Here is an 18,294-nt window from a genome sequence, read left to right as displayed (position 1 = left end):
AGGCAAACGGTCCGATCAACCCTTTGTTGGACAGGCTCAAGACGCCTGACCGTCGGCCCCCGGGCGCCGCTCGACCACCTCGTCGATCAGGCCGAAGTCTTTGGCTTCGGTCGCCGACATGAACTTGTCGCGCTCCATCGCGGATTCGATGGTGTCCAGCGTCTGGCCGGTGTGACGGACATAGATGTCGTTCAGGCGCGAGCGCAGCTTCAGGATTTCCTGCGCCTGGATTTCGATGTCCGACGCCTGACCCTGCGCACCGCCCGACGGCTGGTGGATCATGATCCGGCTGTTGGGCAGGGAGAACCGCTTGCCCGGCGCACCGGCGGCCAACAGCAGCGACCCCATCGACGCCGCTTGCCCCATGCACACGGTGGACACCTGCGGCCGGATGTACTGCATGGTGTCGTAGATGGCGAGGCCCGCCGACACATAGCCACCCGGCGAATTGATGTAGAGCGCGATGTCCTTCGTCGGGTTTTCCGATTCCAGGAACAGAAGCTGGGAGCAGATCAGGCTGGCAACGGTGTCATTCACGCCACCGACCAGGAAGATGATCCGCTCCTTCAGCAAGCGCGAATAGATGTCATACGCGCGTTCGCCCCGGTTGGTCTGTTCAATGACCATCGGGACCAGAGCATTCATCTTCGGCTCGAAGTCGTACATGTGTCCTTCCTTGCCCCGGCGGTTGGCTGTGAACCGGCTGTTGTCACCGGCACGAAACCACATATAGGTGCGAAAGGGGGCGGCGGGTAGTCCGGTCCGCCCCCCTTCGTTGGGAAGTTACGCCGCCTCGGCGGTTTCGTCCTCGTCCTTGGTCAGCTCTTCGACCGTCACGGTCTTCTCGCTGACCTTGGCCAGTTCGAGGATGTGGTCAACGACCTTGTCCTCGAAAATCGGCGCGCGGAGGTTTTCCAGCGCCTGCTGGTTGTTCTTGAAGAATTCGAACACCTGGCGTTCCTGACCGGGGAAGCGGCGGGCTTCGTTGATCAGGGCGCGGTTCACTTCGTCCTGCGTGACCTGGATGTTGTTGCGGCGGCCCACTTCGGACAGCAGCAGACCCAGACGCACGCGGCGTTCGGCGATGGCGCGGTATTCGGTCTTCAGATCGTCTTCCGACTTGGCGGCGTCTTCACCGGCCGTGCCGTTCTTCAGCTCTTCCTGGAGGCGCGCCCAGATGCCTTCGAACTCGATGTCGACCATGCCGACCGGCACCTCGAAGGCGTGCGCTTCGGCCAGCTTGTCGAGCAGCTGGCGCTTCACGCGCAGGCGCGACAGGTTGGCGTATTCGCTCTTGATGCGGTCGCGCACGGCGTCGCGCATCTTTTCCAGGCTCTCCATCCCGAACTCCTTGGCGAGGTCGTCGTTGACCTCGGCCGGGACGTTCTTGCGGAGTTCCTTGACGTCCACTTCGAACACCGTGGCGGCACCCTTCAGGCGCTCGTGCGGGTAGTCGGCGGGGAAGGTGACGTTGATGCTGCGGTGTTCGCCGGCCTTGGCACCGATCAGCTGCTCTTCAAAGCCCGGAACGAAACGACCGGCACCCAGCTCCAGCGGGTAATCCTTGCCGTCCATGCCCGGCAGGGCCTCACCATCGACCGAACCGGCAAAGTCGATCAGGGCGATGTCGCCGTTTTCGGCCCCACGCTCCTCGGTGATCGCCACCTGGGTCGAATGGGCGCTCGCCAGCTTCGACAGGGCGTCGGCAACCGATTCGTCGGTGACGTCGGCGACCGGCTTCTCCAGCTCGATCGCGCCGAAATCGCCCGGCTCGACGTCCGGCAGCAACTCGACGGCCATCTTATAGGTCAGGTCGCCGTTCTCTTCGTAAGACTCGACCTCGATCTTCGGCTGGAGGGCGACGCGCAGGCCACGTTCGCTCAGCGCCTGGCGCGAGCTGGTGGCGATGGCGTCTTCCAGAACCTCGGACAGCACGCCGCCGTGGTAACGCTGCTTGATGACAGTGACCGGCACCTTGCCCGGACGGAAGCCCGGCAGTTGGACCGTGCGGCGCAGCTCCTCGAGCTTGCCGTTCACCTTCTCTTCGATGTCCTTGGCGGAGATGACGACCTGAAATTCGCGCTTGAGGCCGTCGGTGCTGGTCTCGGTGATGTTCATCGGAACGAAAGCCTATCTCGTTGTTCCGGCCCGGCGGCGCCCGTCCGGGCGGCCCGAAACCGTGTTTCTTGCGGTCCACGTCTTTGCCATGGTGCGGGCGAAGGGACTTGAACCCATACGACCGAAGTCACTGGAACCTAAATCCAGCGCGTCTACCAATTCCGCCACGCCCGCAGTTTTCATGGCAAAAGGCAGCCTCAACGGGTGCCGCACACCCGCCGGACCACCGGCGAAGTTGGGTCTATAGCACAGCGTGCCCGTTGCAAACAGGCAAAATGGTCCCGCCGCGCGTGGAGCGGGTTTGCGGGTGCCGCGCCGCTCCGGTCGAGCGCGCGCCATGCGGCGTGGCACGGCAAGGGGGTGCGGTCCCGGTGTCTAAGGGGGCGGTTCTCCATCGGTCGATGGGCAGCTCAGGACGCGGCAACGCCATGGAAAGCATCTGTGAAGTGGGATGTGAGAAAATTCGATTAAACAATTGATTAAAACAAAAAATCACAATCTTCCTTTTGTCTTGGAAGCGGGCAGAAGAGGGGTGCGCAAGGAAAGGCCGATCCTGACATCATACCTTCAGAAATCATTACAAAATATTGAAAAACAATGAATTCTTCAGGCGATGCCCCGCGTGCGGCGGCGCAACGAGACGTCACCCTTTCAACGCGCGCAGGACACCGCACAAGGCACCCGGCAAATCCTCGGCGATCAGCCCGGGGCCGATCAGTTTGGCCGCCTCGCCGTGCATCCACACGGCGGCGCAGGCCGCTTCAAACGGCTCCATGCCCTGGGCAATCAGACCAAGCGCGAATCCGGCCAACACATCCCCCGACCCGGCGGTTGCCAACTCCGGCGGCGCGGAGATGTTGACAACGGCCCGGCCATCCGGGGCGGCGATCACGGTGTCGGCCCCCTTCAGCAGGACAACGGCTCCGGACCGCGACGCGGCGGCGCGGGTGCGGGAGAGCTTGTCGCTGTCCAAGCCGACGGAGGCTCCGAACAGGCGGGTGAATTCTCCCTCGTGCGGAGTCAGCAGACATCGGGCGTGCAAGCGGTCCAGCAAGTCATCGGGTGAATCGGCGAAGCTGGTCAGCGCGTCGGCGTCGAGCACGCAGGACACACCCGCCGCCAGCGCCGCCTGCACCTGAGCGCGCGTGTCCGCACCAACACCGGCGCCCGGGCCGAGGAGGATGGCGTTCTTGCGGGTGTCGCCTAAAATTTGTGCAACTGTGACCGATCCAGCCATCGGTTCCACGATCACGCTGGGCGATCCGCTGGCGTAAATGGGAAAAGCCGACTCCGGGCAGGCGATTGTCACCAAACCGGCCCCGGCGCGCAAGGCCGCGACCGAGGCCAGACGGGCGGCTCCGGTCATCCGGCCGCCGCCCAGCACCACGGCGTGGCCGCGCGCGTATTTGTGGCCGTCGAGCTTTGGCCACGGCATCTGACGCCGCCACAGGGCGGGGCTGTTGATGACCGTTTGCGCGCCGAGTCCGTCGAGCACGCGGTCGGGGATGCCGATGTCGGCGACCACGACCTCGCCGCACAGGCTGCGCCCGGGCAGCAGGGCGTGACCGGGTTTGCGGCGGAAAAAGGTGACGGTCAGAGCGGCCTGCGGGGCCACCCCCAACACGCGCCCGCTGTCGCCGTGCAGGCCGCTCGGCACGTCGATGGACACAACGGTTCGTCCCGCCATCGCTTCGACGATGGTTCTGGCCAGGCCATCCAGTGGCCGCGACAGGCCGGCCCCGAACAGGGCGTCGATCACCAGTGGGTTGCCTTTGAGGATATAGGGATCCGCCGCCTCGATCGGCCCCGGCCAGCGGTCGGCGGCCAGGGCCGCGTCGCCGGTCAGCGTGGATCGGGTGCCGAGCAACGCCAGACGCACCGGCCATCCGGCTTCAAGCAGCAGGCGCGCGACCACAAATCCATCGCCGCCGTTGTTTCCTGGGCCGCACAGCACGGCGGTGGGGTGGGGTGCCCAGCGCTCGCAAATGGCCTGTACCACCGCCGCGCCCGCCGCTTCCATCAGCGCGGCACCGGGGACTCCCGATGCGATGGTCAGGGCGTCGGCCCGGTGCATTTCCGCGACGGACAAAAGTTCGTCCATCACCCCTCCTCGACGTTGGCTGTGGCTGCGCTGGGGATGTGGTGGATGATACGGCAAACACAAAAAAACCCGCAAACGGGCAAAACGCCGTGCGGGCTTCGACGGTACTCCATGCAAAAGGAGTTTGGGGCGATGGATGGGACTCGAACCCACGACCACTCGGACCACAACCGAGCGCTCTACCAACTGAGCTACCACCGCCGCCGTCGGGAGCGCTTATTTGCCTCAGGGAGACTTTTGGGTCAAGCGCTTTTTTCGGCGTCGATGGAAAAAATTGATCGACGGCATAGGGCGCGCGGTGGCGTGCACCGAACGGTGGGTGGGTCAGCCATCGTCCAACCCTTGGGCGAACGGCGTGAAACTGGGCAGGGTGTGATTGCCGAAAGGCCGCTGATGTTGGCGGTGGCGGAGTGGAGCTTGCGCTGATTGCACAAATAATGTTCACTTCGCTGCATTATTCGGCAGCAGCCTGCCCGAAACGGCGTCGTCCGACCGTTGCGGGGCCAGCGTTGACGCCGTTTGAACGGACTGCGTGTTTCTGGCACGCTCCATGCTTATCGACGTTGTGTCGGCAGTGCCGTGGACGGTGCCTGCCGACGTTGGCACCTCGTACACGAGAGACCCATGAAGAAGATCGAAGCCATCATCAAGCCGTTCAAACTCGACGAGGTGAAGGAGGCCCTTCACGAAGTCGGGATCAAGGGCATCACCGTCACCGAAGCCAAGGGCTTTGGCCGTCAAAAGGGCCACACCGAACTCTACCGTGGCGCGGAGTATGTCGTTGACTTCCTGCCCAAGGTGAAGATCGAGGTGGTGATGGAAGACACCCTGGTCGAACGGGCGATCGAGGCGATCCAGCAGGCCGCGCACACCGGCCGGATCGGCGACGGCAAGATCTTCGTCACGCCCGTGGAAGAAGTGGTCCGCATCCGGACCGGCGAAAAGGGTGCCGACGCGATCTGATCGCGGCAGTCCCCACCCAACCCAAACCATCAGCCGTAGCCAACATGCGCGTTTCCCAAATGCCGATGACCGTTAACGAAAAGGCCGCACCCCGATCCGGTTCGTTTGTGACGTTCCGTGCGGCTTGCGACATTTTCGGTTGGCGCGTTGTGCAGGCGGGAAAGGCGTGACATAACGTCCGCCGCGAGCCTCGTTGATCGCCAATCCTGCCGAGGGCTGGCGTTGACGCAGCGGGATCCAAACCCTCTTAAGCGTGGAAAAAGAGATATGTCCGACATCAGCAAGGTCTTCGACCTGATTAAGGAACACGACGTCAAGTACGTGGACCTCCGCTTCACCGACCCGCGCGGCAAGCTGCACCACACCGCTCAGCACGTCTCGACCATTGATGAAGACGTGTTCGAAGACGGCATCATGTTCGATGGCTCGTCGATCGCCGGCTGGAAGGGCATCGAAGAGTCGGACATGATCCTGCAACTCGACCCGACCACCGCCGTGATGGATCCGTTCGCCGCCCAGCCGACGCTGAACATCCTCTGCGACGTGTATGATCCGGGCACCGGCCAGGCCTACGAGCGTTGCCCGCGCGGCATCGCCAAGGCCGCCGAGCGTTACACCGCTTCGGCCGGCATCGGCGACACCGTGTTCTTCGGCCCGGAAGCCGAGTTCTTCGTGTTCGACGACGTCAAGTACGCCGTTGAGATGAACAAGGTGTCGTACGAGTTCGCCTCGGACGAAGGCTCCTACTCCTCCGACAAGTCGTACGAAGACGGCAACCTGGGCCACCGCCCGGGCACCAAGGGCGGTTATTTCCCGGTCGCCCCGATCGACAGCGCCAACGATCTGCGCGCCGAGATGCTGAGCGTCCTGGCCGAGATGGGCGTTCCGGTGGAAAAGCACCACCACGAGGTGGCCGCCGCTCAGCACGAGCTGGGCATCAAGTTCGACACGCTGGTCCGCACCGGCGACAACATGCAGTACTACAAGTACGTCGTGCACAACGTCGCCCACGCCTATGGCAAGACCGCGACCTTCATGCCGAAGCCGGTCTTCGGTGACAACGGCTCGGGCATGCACTGCCACCAGTCGATCTGGAAGGACGGCCAGCCGCTGTTTGCGGGCAACCAGTACGCCGACCTGTCGGAACTGGCCCTGTACTATATCGGCGGCATCATCAAGCACGCCAAGGCCCTGAACGCCTTCACCAACCCGTCGACCAACAGCTACAAGCGTCTGGTCCCGGGCTATGAAGCCCCGGTTCTGCTGGCCTACTCGGCCCGCAACCGTTCGGCCTCCTGCCGCATCCCGTACGTCGCCTCGCCGAAGGGCAAGCGCGTCGAGGTTCGCTTCCCGGATCCGTCGGCCAACCCGTACCTGGCCTTCGCCGCCATGCTGATGGCCGGTCTGGATGGGATCCAGAACAAGATCCATCCCGGCGACGCGATGGACAAGAACCTGTACGACCTTCCGAAGGAAGAGCTGGCCAAGGTTCCGACCGTCTGCGGCTCGCTGCGTGAGGCGCTCAACGCGCTGCGCGAAGACAACGACTTCCTGCGCAAGGGCGATGTCTTCTCGAAGGACATGATCGACGGCTACATCGACCTCCGCACGGAAGAGATGATGGCGTTCGAAACCATGCCGCACCCGATCGAGTACAAGATGTATTACTCCGTTTGATGTAAGTTGTTGATTTCGTTGGGAGTCGTTAGACTTTTGCTCCAGATTTGGCGCAAAGAAACCCAAGGAAAATCAACAGCCGCAGTCTCGGATGTCTAACGTGGAAACGGGTCGGCTTGCCGGCCCGTTTCTCGTTTCGCGAGTGCGATCTGGTCTTCGCTTCGCCTTCTTCAAGGGCATACCTCCCCCAACCCCAGCTTGATCGAACCTGATGACAGCGGCCGCACCCGCGTGTAGAGTTTTCTACCGAAGGGAGAATTCTTGTGGCGCGTTCGTCCAATTTCGGGTTCCTGGCACGGCATGATGTCCAGCTCGAACGGCTGGGTGCCTTGGCCGAGCGCTTCTTCGCGGAAGACGCGAACACCTCCATCATTAAGATCGGGCAGTTCGCCGAGTTCCTGGCGCAGCTGACGGCGGCCAAGCTCGGCATGTGGACCTCCCCGGAGGAAAAGCAGGCCGACCTGCTGCGCCGCCTCCGCGATCGCGGCGTGCTGACCCGCGAGGTCGGTGACCTCTTCCACTTTCTCCGCAAGGCCCGGAACGACGCCGCGCACGATCTCGACGGCGATCATCGGATGGCGCTGTCCTGCCTGAAGAACGCCCGGACGCTGGGAGTCTGGTTCCACCGGACCATCACCGGCGATCGCGCCTTCGCGCCAAGCCCATTCGTCCCGCCGCCGGACCCGCGCGCCGAGGGCGCCGCGCTGAAGGCCGAACTGGATCGGCTGCGCGGCGAGCTCGCCGAACGGCAGTCGGCGCACGAGCGCATGGCGGCGGAGGCGCAGGCGGCGGCCCAGGCCGAGGCCGATCGCCGCCTGTCCGCCGAGGAGCGCGCCGCCCGCGCCGAGGCCGAGCGCCAGTCCTGGGAGCGGCTCGCCCAGGAGGCCGACGCCGACCGCGCGCGACTCGAGGCCGAGCTGACAGCCGCCCAGGCCCAGGCGGCGAGCGAGCCTGCGGAAGCCATCCAGGATCGCGTCGAGGTGGCCTATGCCATCGGCCAGGGCATCGACCTCGACGAGCGCGAAACCCGCCGCCTGATCGACGCCCAGCTCCGCGACACGGGCTGGGAGGCGGACAGCGAAGTGCTCACCCACGCCGCCGGTGCCCGCCCGCAGAAGGGGCGCAATCTGGCGATCGCCGAATGGCCCACCGCCGACGGCGTCGCCGACTACGCGCTGTTCGCCGGCCTGACCATCGTCGGCATGGTCGAGGCCAAGCGCGCCAACGCCAACGTGTCGGAGTTCATCAACCGGGCGGAGCGCTACAGCCGCGGCTACGTCCCGCGCGGCGACGATCAGCCGCCATCCGAGGGGCCGTGGGGCGACCTGCGCGTGCCCTTCCTGTTCTCGACGAACGGGCGCCCCTTCCTGCGCCAGTTCGAGGCGCTGTCCGGCATCTGGTTCCGCGACGGCCGCCACCCGCAGAACCTCGCCAAGGCGCTGGACGGCTGGTACACCCCCGCCGGCCTCCTCGAGGCGCTGCGCAACGACCCGCGCGCCGCCGACGCCCGGCTGTCGCGCGACCCGTTCGCCTTCAACTTCCCCCTGCGCGACTACCAGCAGCGCGCCATCCGCGCCGTCGAGGAGGCGATCTCCGCCGGCCGACGCGAGATCCTGGTCGCGATGGCGACCGGCACCGGCAAGACCAAGACCTGCATCGCGCTGGTCTACCGCCTGCTGAAGGCGCAGCGGTTCCGCCGCATCCTGTTCCTGGTCGACCGGACGGCGCTCGGCGAGCAGGCCGGCAACGCGTTCAAGGAAACGCGGATGGAACACCATCAGGTCTTCGCCGACATCTTCGCGGTGAAGGAGCTGGGCGACATCCTTCCCGACCCCGAGACCAAGCTGCACATCGCCACCGTCCAGGCCCTGGTCAAGCGCGTCCTCTACGGCGAGGAGCCGCCGGCGATCGACCAGTACGACTGCATCGTCGTCGACGAGTGCCATCGCGGTTACCTGCTCGACCGCGAGATGGGCGACGAGGAGCTGAGCTTCCGCAGCCAGGACGACTACGTCTCCAAGTACCGCCGCGTGCTCGACCGCTTCGACGCGGTGAAGGTCGGGCTGACCGCGACGCCGGCCCTGCACACCGTGGAGATCTTCGGCGAACCCGTCGTCCGCTACACCTATCAGGAAGCGGTGATTGACGGCTGGCTGGTGGACCACGAGCCGCCCATCCGCGCCCACACCGCGCTCAGCCAGGAAGGCATCCACTGGGACGCCGGGGAGCGTGTGGACGTCCTCGACACCCGGACCGGGCAGCTCGACCTTATCCATCTGGATGACGAGGTCCGGTTCGACGTGCAGGACTTCAACCGCAGGGTCCTGACGCCGGACTTCAACCGAGTCATCGCCGAATGGCTCGCCGGCCACATCGACCCCGGCCTTCCGGGAAAGACGTTGGTCTTCTGCGCCACCGACCTGCACGCCGACATGGTCGTCGGCGCCTTGCGCACCGCCTTCGCCGCCCGCTACGGCGCGGTGGAGAACGACACGGTCGCCAAGATCACCGGGCGGTCTGACGACCCGATGCGCCAGATCCGCCGCTTCAAGAACGAGGCGCTGCCCAAGGTCGCGGTCACCGTGGACCTGCTGACCACCGGCATCGACGTGCCGGAGATCGTCAACCTTGTCTTCATCCGCCGAGTCAACAGCCGCATCCTGTACGAGCAGATGATCGGCCGCGGTACCCGCCTGTGCGAGGACCTGTTCGGCCCCGGTCGGCACAAGACCGCCTTCCGCATCTTCGACGCGGTCGGCCTCTACGCCGCGATGCAGGACCTGACGGAGATGCGACCGGTCGTCGCCAACCCGAACATCACCTTCGCGACGCTGATGGAGGAACTGGCCGAGGCCACCGGCACGCCCCTTCCGGCCCCCCCGCCGGCGCTGCCGCCGCCCGGCTTCGCCGAAGAGGAACAGGCGCCGTTCGAAGGGCCGCCCGCAGCCCCGGAGATCGCAGAGCGCCGCGCGCAGCGGGCGCGCTGGCTGGTCGGCCAGATCGTCGCCAAGCTGCACCGCAAGCGCCGCCGCCTGTCGGAGGCCGGCGAGCGCCGGTTCCGTGAGCTGGCCGGCACCGACCCGGACAGCTTCATCCGCCGCGTGAAGGACGCGCCGCCCGAGGAAGCGGCCCGCACCCTCCTCGAGCATCGCGCCCTGATGGAACTGCTCGACACCCGCGTCGCCGACGACCCCATCCATGTGCCGCTCTACGGCGGCACCGACGAGTTTCGGCACGAGGAGACCGGCTACGGCCCGAACATCACCCGGCCCGAGGACTACCTCGCCAGCTTCCGTCGCTACCTGGCGGAGAACCTGAACCGGGTTCCGGCGCTGAACGCCGTCGCCAACCGCCCTCGCGAGCTGACCCGCGCCCAGCTTCGCGAGGTCCGCCTGCTGCTGGAGCGCGACGGCTTCGGCGAGGCAGAGCTGCGCGCCGCGTTCCGTGACGCGACGAACGCCGACATCGCCGCCTCGGTCATCGGTTACATCCGGCAGGCCGCGTTGGGCGATCCCCTGATCCCCTACGACGAGCGGGTGGACCGGGCGATGCGCCGGGTGCTATCCAGCCAACCCTGGACCAAGGCGCAACGCGACTGGCTGGAACGGATCGGACGGCAGATGAAGAAGGAGGTCATCGTCGATTGCGAGGTGTTGGACCAGGGCGAGTTCCGCCAGCAGGGCGGCGGATTCAAACGGCTGGACAAGGTGTTTGACGGGCGATTGGATGAAATTTTAGGCCGCCTCAGCGACAATATGTGGATGGTTGGCTAAAAAGGAAAATTGCAAATGGGAAGCCTATTGTTTGACAAAGTATACGGAAGATTATTTGGTGCTTTCTTCTTTTTTATCGCCGCTAAATTTATTCTTGATGGTGTGGAATTTAGTGAAATTTGGACTCCGAAATCTGATAAAGATTTTAGATTGTACCATATAATATATTTTTGGGCGATTATGATTGGTCTTTCTTTTGATCCACCAAATGGATTTGCCGCTGGATTTGGCGGGCTTATGGCCGTTTTAATTGTAATGATTTTTACTGGAATGATAGAATCAAGCCTACACTATTATTATTTTGGTATATCAATTCCAGAGTTTCGCATGACTCGATTGGTATGCTCCGCCTCAGTTCCTATTCTCATCGTTGCTTCCGCGTTCTTATTTTCTAATTCTAGCAAAAACACCAACTACAGTCGAATTATCGTGGCTATATCAGGGTTTTCTGTAGCCCTGTCGATTGCAATATTAACAGTAAACGCTATTCGATTGTACAACTCCATGAATGGTGATGGTAGTTTCTCTTTTAGCGTGTTGATTACGCGCTAGCCTGCAACGGAACAAGATCACACCCCATGACTGCCACCACTGACATCGTCTCCAAGCTCTGGGGCCTGTGCCACATCCTGCGGGATGACGGCATCACCTACCATCAGTACGTCACGGAACTGACCTACCTGATCTTCCTGAAGATGGCGGCGGAGACGGGGGCGGAGGAGCAGTTGCCGGAAGGCTACCGCTGGACCGACGTCAGCCGGCGCCAGGGGTTGGAACAGCTCACCTTCTACAAGGAGATGCTGATCCACCTGGGCACCTACGGGTCGTCGCAGGTGCAGGCGATCTTCCAGAACGCGCAGACCAGCCTGCGCCAGCCGCGCATCCTCAAGGCGCTGGTCGAGGCGATCGACGGGCTGGACTGGTACTCGGCGCGGGAAGAGGGCCTCGGAAACATGTACGAGGGCCTTCTGGAGCGCAACGCGACGGAGAAGAAGTCGGGCGCCGGCCAGTACTTCACGCCGCGCCCGCTGATCGACAACATGGTCGCGCTGATGCAGCCGAAGGCCGGCGAGTATGTCCAGGACCCGGCGGCGGGCACCGGCGGCTTCCTGATCGCCGCCGACCGCTGGATCAAGACCCACACCAACAACCTGTGGGATCTGACGGAGGCCGAGCAGTATTTCCAGCGCCACACCGCCTTCTGTGGGATGGAGCTGGTGCCGGACGCCCACCGACTGGGGCTGATGAACCTGATGCTGCACGACGTCACCGGCGACCTCCAACTCGGCGACGCGCTGTCGGAGCAGGGAACCCGGCTGCCGAAGGCGCACGTCATCCTGACCAACCCGCCCTTCGGGACGAAGAAGGGTGGCGGCCTGCCGAGTCGCGACGACTTCACCTACCCCACCTCCAACAAGCAATTGGCCTTCCTCCAGCACATTTACCGGGGCCTGAGGCCCGGCGGGCGGGCGGCGGTGGTGCTGCCCGACAACGTGCTGTTCGAGGACAACGCCGGGCGCGACATCCGCCGCGACCTGATGGACAAGTGCGACCTGCACACCATCCTTCGCCTGCCGACCGGCATCTTCTACAGCCAGGGGGTCAAGACCAACGTCCTGTTCTTCACCCGCGGCCACACCGACCGGGGCAACACGGGGGAGGTTTGGATCTACGATCTGCGCTCCAACATGCCGCAGTTCGGCAAGACCCGCCCCCTGACCCGCGACCACTTCGCCCCGTTCGAGGCCGCCTACGGCCCCGACCCGCTGGGCAAGGCCCCGCGCACCGACGAGGGCGAGCAGGGCCGCTTCCGCCGCTTCACCCGCGAGCAGATCGCCGCGCGCAACGACAACCTGGACATCGCGTGGCTGCGCGACGACAGCGCCGAGACGGAGTTGCCCGAACCCGACGTGATCGCCGCCGAGATCATGGACGCGCTGCGCACCGCGCTGGAGGAGATGGAGGCGCTGTCCGACCTGCTGGGGATGGACGAGACGGCTGGCGACGCCGTGTCGGAGGTCGCGGAATGAGCGGGCGGGAGTTGCCGACGGGGTGGAGTTTTGCAACGCTTGGCGAGCTTGGGGAATGGTCCAGTGGTGGAACTCCAAGCACAAAGGTAGCGTCATATTATGGTGGAAACATACCCTGGGTAAAAACCGGGGACCTGAACGATGGCATCATCAAGGAAATTGAGGATCACATCACTCAGGATGGATTGCTGAATAGTTCGGCGAAAATATTTCCAACTGGAAGTTTGCTAGTAGCCATGTACGGCGCTACGACTGGAAAGCTTGGCCTGTTGCCAATTCCAGCGGCAACAAATCAAGCGTGCGCCGCTTTGATAGCTTCCGGACAGAATTGCGATATAATACCCTATCTGTTCTATTATCTCAAGGAAATGAGAAATGATCTCAAAGCCAAAGCACAAGGGGGCGCACAACCAAATATCAGTCAGCAGATAATAAAGGAAATTGAATGCTCAATCCCTCCCCTCCCCGAACAGCGCCGCATCGTCGAAAAGATCGAGGCGCTGACAGCCCGGTCGCGCCGGGCGCGGGAGGCGCTGGACTCGCTGCCAGCGCTGATCGACCGCTACCGCCAATCCATCCTCGCCGCCGCCTTCCGCGGCGACCTGACGAGCGACGGAGACAGCGGACGACGATCAATGCCTGTGGGAGAATTGGTTGCGGAGCCAACGTGCAATGGAATCTCCATCAGAGGAACCGATATCCCTCCTGGAATTCCGGCATTGAAACTGAACGCTCTCACGGATCAAGGGATCAACTTTGACGCTCGCCGCTATATTCCACTTGAGGAAAGCAGAGCGCGAAGGATCTATATCCGCAAGAATGACTTCTTTGTTTCACGAGGCAACGGCAGCCTTGAATTGGTGGGGCGGGGTGCTTTGGCATCAACTCCGCCCGAGGAGATTGTCTTCCCCGATACGATGATCCGTATGCGCCTTGATCAGAATACGATTCTTCCCGAGTGGTTCGCATTAATCTGGGGCGCGCCTCAAATACGCGAACAGATACGATCCCGCGTGAAGACCACAGCCGGAATTTGGAAGATCTCTCAGCACGACCTCTCTTCCATCACGGTGGATGTGCCAAGCATCGACGTTCAGGCAAAGGAGATTCGGCACATACGGCTGGGGTTGGGCGCCATTGAAAAGTGTCGCGTTCAACTCGATACAGCCACCGACCGCCTCGCCACCCTCGACCAATCCATTCTCGCCAAGGCGTTCCGGGGCGAACTGGTTCCGCAGGATCCGAACGACGAACCGGCCTCCGTCCTGCTGGAGCGCATCCGCGCCGAGCGCGCGGCGGCGGGCGCAGCGCCCCGGCGCGGACGGCGCGGCGGGGGAAAGGCGTCGGCATGAGCATTCCCAGGCGGGGACGACCCTTGCGAAGCGGTCCGGTCGAATTGGAATGGGGGGCGCTCGACGGCCGCCTGGATGGGCTGTTCCCCTTCCTTCTGGTGGCCGAACGCGGGCCGTGGCGGGGGCGGTTCAAGGACGGCGGCCCCGGCAACGAGCGGCGCGGCCTGTTCGGCATCGCCGACCTGTCGCCGTCGAGGTCCGCCGGCGCCTACGCCGGACTGATCCTTCCCGTGTCGTCCTGCCGCGATCCGGCGGTGCGCACGGCGCTGGAAGACACCGTCCGCCTCTTCAAGGCGCGCGATGGCCGCAAGCGGGCGGAGCGGCGGCGCGAGGCTCAGACCCTGCTGGACGCCGTCGGCGGCGGCTTCACGCTGCTCCAGGATGGCGACACCGCCGGATTCCTGGGCCTCGCCCGCACGCCGGCCCTGTTCGGCGCCCTGCACCGCTGCTTCGACCATGTGACCCGGCTGCGCGACGATCCCGCAGGCGCCGTCGAGGTCCTGGCGACCGAACCCTTTCCCTGGCGCAGCTATGGCGAGGCGCTGGAGTGGTATCACGCCCCCTTCGACGATCGTCCTCATCCCTGGTCACATCTCGCCACGATGCTGGTGTTCGGCCGGGCCGCGGGGATCGGCCCCTGGCTGGAGCATTGGGGAACCCGGCACTCGGTCACGGTGCCGGAACTTCGCCTCGCCGACCATTTCACGCTGCGGCCCGATCTGCCGGACGCCGGTCTTTCCGTCGCGTTCCGATTCAGTGGCTGCTACACGGTCTGGCTCGACATCGCGGCCAATGGACAGACCGTGCGCATCGACTGCACGGATGTCTTTCCACCCTTCCGCGACCTCGTGGAATGGGCCAAGCGGATCGACGCCGGCGAAACCCAAGTCGCCGTCGAGATCGACGAGGAAGGCCCGCTGAAGCGGCTTGAGTTGCTCGGCACCGACCAGCCGGGAAAGGGCTTCCTGACGATCATGGAGACATTCAAGGAAACCATTCACCTTCAGGCGGTGGTGAGCACCAGCGAACTGGCACGGCAACTCAAGGAATCGCTCTGGACCTTCCTTCACGATGAGTTCGACCCGGACCAGTGGGCGAATGCGGACAAGTGCGCACCGGAAGAATTGCCGACCGCCGTCCTGTCCGACCCCTGGTTCGACGACCGTCGCGAGGCGCCGGATGACGGCACCGGACGCGCAGCCACCGGCACCGTGCCACGGCGCGAACTTCCGACCGAGAAATGAGGGAATCGCGTGTTCGGATGGAGACGTCGCAAGCCCGCCCCGCCGCCGCTGCCGCCGCCATCGCCGCCGGTCAGCCAACGGAATGTGCTGGCGCGTTGGAAAGCCGAAGCGGCGAAGTCTCCCTACGACTCCGCGATCGCACTGGGCGTCGCCGAGCCCTCAACGAGCATGCCCTACGCGCTGGCGATCACCGACGCCGACGGCGTGCCCGATTGGGTCGCTCCCTGCACCCGCGTGGCCGGCAATGTCCTGATCGCCTGGGACCAGGCGATTCCGGGCCTGAGCCTTCCCGACCCGGACGGGGCGTCTGTCTATGACGCCTTCATCGCGGATCTCCGCCGGCTGTCCCGCTGGATCGTGCCGCTGTCGGACACCGTCTGGCTGGTCGGCACCACGCGGGACATCACGACCATCCACCGCGACCTCGGCGACCAGTTGGGCGTCATGAGCCGTTCGCTGACCGTGGTCGATCTCTTCACTGGCCGCGCCATCGGCTGGGACGCCCGGCGCGGTCTGATGACCATGGTCGAGCCGGCCCGCCCGCAAGAGGACTGACATGCCCCCCAAGACCTGGATGGTCCGCGCCGGCAAGCGCGGCGCGCAGATCGACCGCTTCCTGGCAGCCAGGCGGGTGGCGATCGGCTGGGCCGACCTCGGCTCGCTGGCCGCGGTCGCGGACCGGCCGGCGATGGTCGCCCTGGTGCGGACGCAGTGGCCGGATTGGAATGCCTACGAGGTGGGGAACAATGCCGGCCAGCTTCATCGCTTCCGGTCGGAGATCCAGGCCGGCGACCGGGTCATCTCCTACGACCCCGAGGGCCGCGTCTACCATGTCGGCTCGGTCGGCGGTGGCTACGCTTTCGAGCCGGCCTTCGACCCAGACTACCCGAACGTCCGCCCCGTGGCCTGGATCGGCACGGTACCGCGCGACGCGCTGACCGTCGCCGCCAAAAACTCGCTGGGTTCGGTCACCACCGTGTTTCAGGTGCCAGCCGACACGGCCGCGGAACTCGACGCGCTGCTCGCCGCTCCGGGAGACCGCGCGCCCGTGGAACTTGCCGCGACGGTCCATGCACGAAGCGACGCGGGAGGGGATCTCGCCGGATGGGCTGGGGCTTGAGGATCCCCGCATCTTCGTGGAGGTGAAGCGCCGCAGCGGCGCGATCGGCGCGCCGACGGTCCGGTCCTTTCTCGGCGGCCGACGGCCGGGTGACCGCTGTCTCTACGTGTCGACCGGCGGCTTCGCCCGCGATGCGAAGTACGAGGCCGACCGCGCAGCCGTTCCGCTGTCGCTGCTCGACCTCGACGACCTCGTGGCGCTCGCGCTCGAGCGCTACGACGCGCTGGACGTCGAGGCGAAGCGGCTGTTGGCGCTGAAGCGGCTCTACTGGCCGGCGTAGAGCCGCGCGGGATCAAGGATCGGTCGCGTCCCGGAAAACATGTGTGGCGTACGCCAAGGCTTCGCGCCGATTCCAAGATCCGCGACCGCGTCATCACCCTGGCCCGCCGGCACCGGCATGAGTAAGGCCGGTTGGCCGCCCTTCCGTCGCCTGGCCGGGGACGAGCCCCGGCCTGTCGATGAGATCGCCTTGCCGGAGCTGGCTGCCCTGGCGAGAGCCGTGAAGGACGAGGGGACCACGGGCGAGGACGCCATCCCAACCCCGCGACGTCGGCTTGCAGAGGCTGCACGCAGCCAGCCGCGATCGCTTCCGCAGCGTCTGGCGCCATGACGTCGTCTGAGGGAGGAGAATAGCCGTCCTCGGCAGGAGGTCGGGTCGGGTCGCACCCCAAATCCGTGTTGCTACGGCGTTTTCTTCGGACGAGTGAACACCCGCGCAAGCGCCGCCCTGTGATGCATCGTGACCGTCAGGTCGTTTCTCTGGGCGAGGTCGAGGACGGCTTCCTGCATCCGGCTGGGAAGCCGTTTGCGGCGAACATAGTCTCGAGCAACTTCATCCTCAGATTGCAGAAGCACCAAGGCCGCCAGCACTCGCTCGGGGTGCTTGACCTCCCGGCGAACGAGGTGGATGGCGCGCTGAACCACCGTCCAGTCATGCATGGCGTTGTATCTGAAGGTCTCCGCGCGACACAGGGCGTCCTCCCTGACCGTCAGGGAGCCGAAGAAGGGATCGGGGGCGGTGAGCTGGTAGTCGCCATCTCCCCGATGGATGGAAATCCCCGACGGCACTCCACGCCCATGAAGATCAATCCACCGCTCGACACCACGACGCGCGGAGCAATAGTAGTGCGGCAGGCGCTTGGACCAAGCGTACTGATCGAAGTACGAATTCGCGATGGTGTCCATGAGATGATCCTCGCTGTTTCTTCGATCTTTTTATTCGAATCCTGAATTCCAGAGAATCGATGGAATCTCGGTTCAGCCTTTCCTCCAGCGTGGAAACCAGCTTTCCCCGAAGAACCCATGGCGGTTTTCGCAAATGACTCCGCGGTCAGAGGAGCGCGACGACACCGGCGGTCCCACCGCCTCGCAGGGCGGCACACCAACGCGAGAGTGGCCCGTCCGTCGTGCCAACCCGCCGTTCTTCTCGTCCTGTCGGGTTGTCAGGGCGTCTCCGGTTCGGTGTCGTCCGTGATGGCCCGGACGCCGATACGCTCGAGCACCTGACCGGCAACGCGCAGCAGATGCGCCCGTGCTCGCGCGGCTGCGGCGGCCTCATGCGCGGTTTCCGTGGATTCGGTCGACTCGGGTGGGGGATCGCCGCGGTCGCGACGCCACGCCGCCCAACTCGCCAGCCGAACCCAGTGCATCGCCAAGGCCGCTTCGTCATGCGATGGCGCCGGGATTCCCCCGAGAGTCGCCCGCAGGACGATCCGCAGCGCGGCCGTCCGGCTGGGCACGCGGCTTCGGGGCACGTCACCGCCGCCCAGGTCCGGATGCGCCACCGTGACGGCGACGGCCACCGCGTCGAGCAGCGCCACCTCGCGGTCGTCGAGGTGGACCGTCATCGGATGCAGGCCCCGGTCCCGGGCCTTCTCCCGCCATCTCCGCTGCCAGTCTGCTCGGGGCAAGATCGT

At 64.7% G+C, this 18,294-nt stretch carries 15 protein-coding genes and 2 tRNA genes; 10 read left to right on the top strand and 7 right to left on the bottom strand.

What is annotated here, in order from left to right; genetic code table 11:
• Window positions 1–36 precede the first annotated feature (36 nt).
• The 5 genes from clpP to EJ903_RS03595 form a co-directional block, all read right to left on the bottom strand.
• Window positions 37–666 carry an ATP-dependent Clp endopeptidase proteolytic subunit ClpP gene (clpP, locus tag EJ903_RS03615; protein WP_126612213.1) on the bottom strand — a complete coding sequence of 210 codons (630 nt, stop codon included), beginning with the start codon at window positions 664–666 and terminating at the stop codon, window positions 37–39.
• Between the two features lie 117 nt (window positions 667–783).
• A complete protein-coding gene (tig, locus tag EJ903_RS03610; protein ID WP_126612211.1) occupies window positions 784–2,118 on the bottom strand; it encodes a trigger factor in 1,335 nt (444 codons plus the stop codon).
• 89 nt (window positions 2,119–2,207) lie between these two features.
• A tRNA-Leu gene (locus EJ903_RS03605) sits at window positions 2,208–2,292 on the bottom strand.
• Window positions 2,293–2,761: 469 nt separating this feature from the next.
• Complete coding sequence (locus EJ903_RS03600; RefSeq protein WP_126612209.1) at window positions 2,762–4,219, bottom strand: NAD(P)H-hydrate dehydratase; 1,458 nt, start codon at window positions 4,217–4,219, stop codon at window positions 2,762–2,764.
• Window positions 4,220–4,344: 125 nt separating this feature from the next.
• A tRNA-His gene (locus tag EJ903_RS03595) sits at window positions 4,345–4,420 on the bottom strand.
• Window positions 4,421–4,843: 423 nt separating this feature from the next.
• Here EJ903_RS03595 and EJ903_RS03590 point away from each other — a divergent pair.
• From EJ903_RS03590 to EJ903_RS27305, 10 genes are all read left to right on the top strand, one after another.
• Window positions 4,844–5,182 (top strand): P-II family nitrogen regulator, encoded by a 339-nt coding sequence (locus EJ903_RS03590; protein WP_119829694.1) that lies wholly within the window; start codon window positions 4,844–4,846, stop codon window positions 5,180–5,182.
• 267 nt (window positions 5,183–5,449) lie between these two features.
• Window positions 5,450–6,859: a type I glutamate--ammonia ligase gene (glnA, locus tag EJ903_RS03585; protein WP_126612207.1), complete on the top strand. Its 1,410-nt coding sequence runs from the start codon at window positions 5,450–5,452 to the stop codon at window positions 6,857–6,859.
• Between the two features lie 263 nt (window positions 6,860–7,122).
• A complete protein-coding gene (gene hsdR / locus EJ903_RS03580; RefSeq protein WP_126612205.1) occupies window positions 7,123–10,632 on the top strand; it encodes a type I restriction-modification system endonuclease in 3,510 nt (1,169 codons plus the stop codon).
• Window positions 10,633–10,647: 15 nt separating this feature from the next.
• Window positions 10,648–11,184 carry a hypothetical protein gene (locus EJ903_RS03575; protein ID WP_126612203.1) on the top strand — a complete coding sequence of 179 codons (537 nt, stop codon included), beginning with the start codon at window positions 10,648–10,650 and terminating at the stop codon, window positions 11,182–11,184.
• Window positions 11,185–11,210: 26 nt separating this feature from the next.
• Entirely contained in the window at window positions 11,211–12,662 is a 1,452-nt protein-coding gene (locus tag EJ903_RS03570; protein WP_126612201.1) for a class I SAM-dependent DNA methyltransferase, read from the top strand.
• A complete protein-coding gene (locus EJ903_RS03565; protein ID WP_126612199.1) occupies window positions 12,659–14,014 on the top strand; it encodes a restriction endonuclease subunit S in 1,356 nt (451 codons plus the stop codon). The genes EJ903_RS03570 and EJ903_RS03565 overlap by 4 nt, the downstream gene beginning before the upstream one ends.
• The gene (locus EJ903_RS03560; protein ID WP_126612196.1) at window positions 14,011–15,258 is read left to right on the top strand and encodes a hypothetical protein; all 1,248 of its coding nucleotides are present in this window, start codon (window positions 14,011–14,013) and stop codon (window positions 15,256–15,258) included. The genes EJ903_RS03565 and EJ903_RS03560 overlap by 4 nt, the downstream gene beginning before the upstream one ends.
• 9 nt (window positions 15,259–15,267) lie before the next feature.
• A complete protein-coding gene (locus EJ903_RS03555; protein WP_126612194.1) occupies window positions 15,268–15,813 on the top strand; it encodes a hypothetical protein in 546 nt (181 codons plus the stop codon).
• A gap of 1 nt (window position 15,814) precedes the next feature.
• Window positions 15,815–16,378, top strand: coding sequence for a restriction endonuclease (locus tag EJ903_RS27310; protein WP_210211369.1), 564 nt, complete (start codon window positions 15,815–15,817; stop codon window positions 16,376–16,378).
• Window positions 16,329–16,658, top strand: a complete 330-nt coding sequence (locus EJ903_RS27305) for a restriction endonuclease (RefSeq protein ID WP_210211368.1) — start codon at window positions 16,329–16,331, stop codon at window positions 16,656–16,658. Before EJ903_RS27310 ends, EJ903_RS27305 begins: the two co-directional genes overlap by 50 nt.
• Window positions 16,659–17,059: 401 nt before the next feature.
• Here EJ903_RS27305 and EJ903_RS03545 read toward each other — a convergent pair whose 3' ends face one another.
• On the bottom strand, window positions 17,060–17,563 hold the full coding sequence (locus tag EJ903_RS03545; RefSeq protein WP_126612192.1) for a hypothetical protein: 504 nt from the start codon (window positions 17,561–17,563) through the stop codon (window positions 17,060–17,062).
• Window positions 17,564–17,820: 257 nt separating this feature from the next.
• Entirely contained in the window at window positions 17,821–18,225 is a 405-nt protein-coding gene (locus EJ903_RS03540; RefSeq protein ID WP_126612190.1) for a hypothetical protein, read from the bottom strand.
• Window positions 18,226–18,294: the final 69 nt, after the last annotated feature.

Origin of the sequence: Azospirillum griseum, from assembly GCF_003966125.1 — a bacterium.
GTDB classification, from domain to species: Bacteria; Pseudomonadota; Alphaproteobacteria; order Azospirillales; family Azospirillaceae; genus Azospirillum; species Azospirillum griseum.
Note: the sequence above shows the minus strand (reverse complement) of the source record. Positions and strands in the feature narration are given on the sequence as shown.

What these genes read in the sequence shown, in the direction of transcription:
- clpP (WP_126612213.1), bottom strand. Translation starts at nt 666, where the DNA reads ATGTACGACTTCGAGCCGAAGATGAATGCTCTGGTCCCGATGGTCATT.
- tig (WP_126612211.1), bottom strand. Translation starts at nt 2,118, where the DNA reads ATGAACATCACCGAGACCAGCACCGACGGCCTCAAGCGCGAATTTCAG.
- EJ903_RS03600 (WP_126612209.1), bottom strand. Translation starts at nt 4,219, where the DNA reads ATGGACGAACTTTTGTCCGTCGCGGAAATGCACCGGGCCGACGCCCTG.
- EJ903_RS03590 (WP_119829694.1), top strand. Translation starts at nt 4,844, where the DNA reads ATGAAGAAGATCGAAGCCATCATCAAGCCGTTCAAACTCGACGAGGTG.
- glnA (WP_126612207.1), top strand. Translation starts at nt 5,450, where the DNA reads ATGTCCGACATCAGCAAGGTCTTCGACCTGATTAAGGAACACGACGTC.
- EJ903_RS03575 (WP_126612203.1), top strand. Translation starts at nt 10,648, where the DNA reads ATGGGAAGCCTATTGTTTGACAAAGTATACGGAAGATTATTTGGTGCT.
- EJ903_RS03570 (WP_126612201.1), top strand. Translation starts at nt 11,211, where the DNA reads ATGACTGCCACCACTGACATCGTCTCCAAGCTCTGGGGCCTGTGCCAC.
- EJ903_RS03565 (WP_126612199.1), top strand. Translation starts at nt 12,659, where the DNA reads ATGAGCGGGCGGGAGTTGCCGACGGGGTGGAGTTTTGCAACGCTTGGC.
- EJ903_RS03560 (WP_126612196.1), top strand. Translation starts at nt 14,011, where the DNA reads ATGAGCATTCCCAGGCGGGGACGACCCTTGCGAAGCGGTCCGGTCGAA.
- EJ903_RS27310 (WP_210211369.1), top strand. Translation starts at nt 15,815, where the DNA reads ATGCCCCCCAAGACCTGGATGGTCCGCGCCGGCAAGCGCGGCGCGCAG.
- EJ903_RS27305 (WP_210211368.1), top strand. Translation starts at nt 16,329, where the DNA reads ATGCACGAAGCGACGCGGGAGGGGATCTCGCCGGATGGGCTGGGGCTT.
- EJ903_RS03545 (WP_126612192.1), bottom strand. Translation starts at nt 17,563, where the DNA reads ATGGACACCATCGCGAATTCGTACTTCGATCAGTACGCTTGGTCCAAG.
- EJ903_RS03540 (WP_126612190.1), bottom strand. Translation starts at nt 18,225, where the DNA reads ATGACGGTCCACCTCGACGACCGCGAGGTGGCGCTGCTCGACGCGGTG.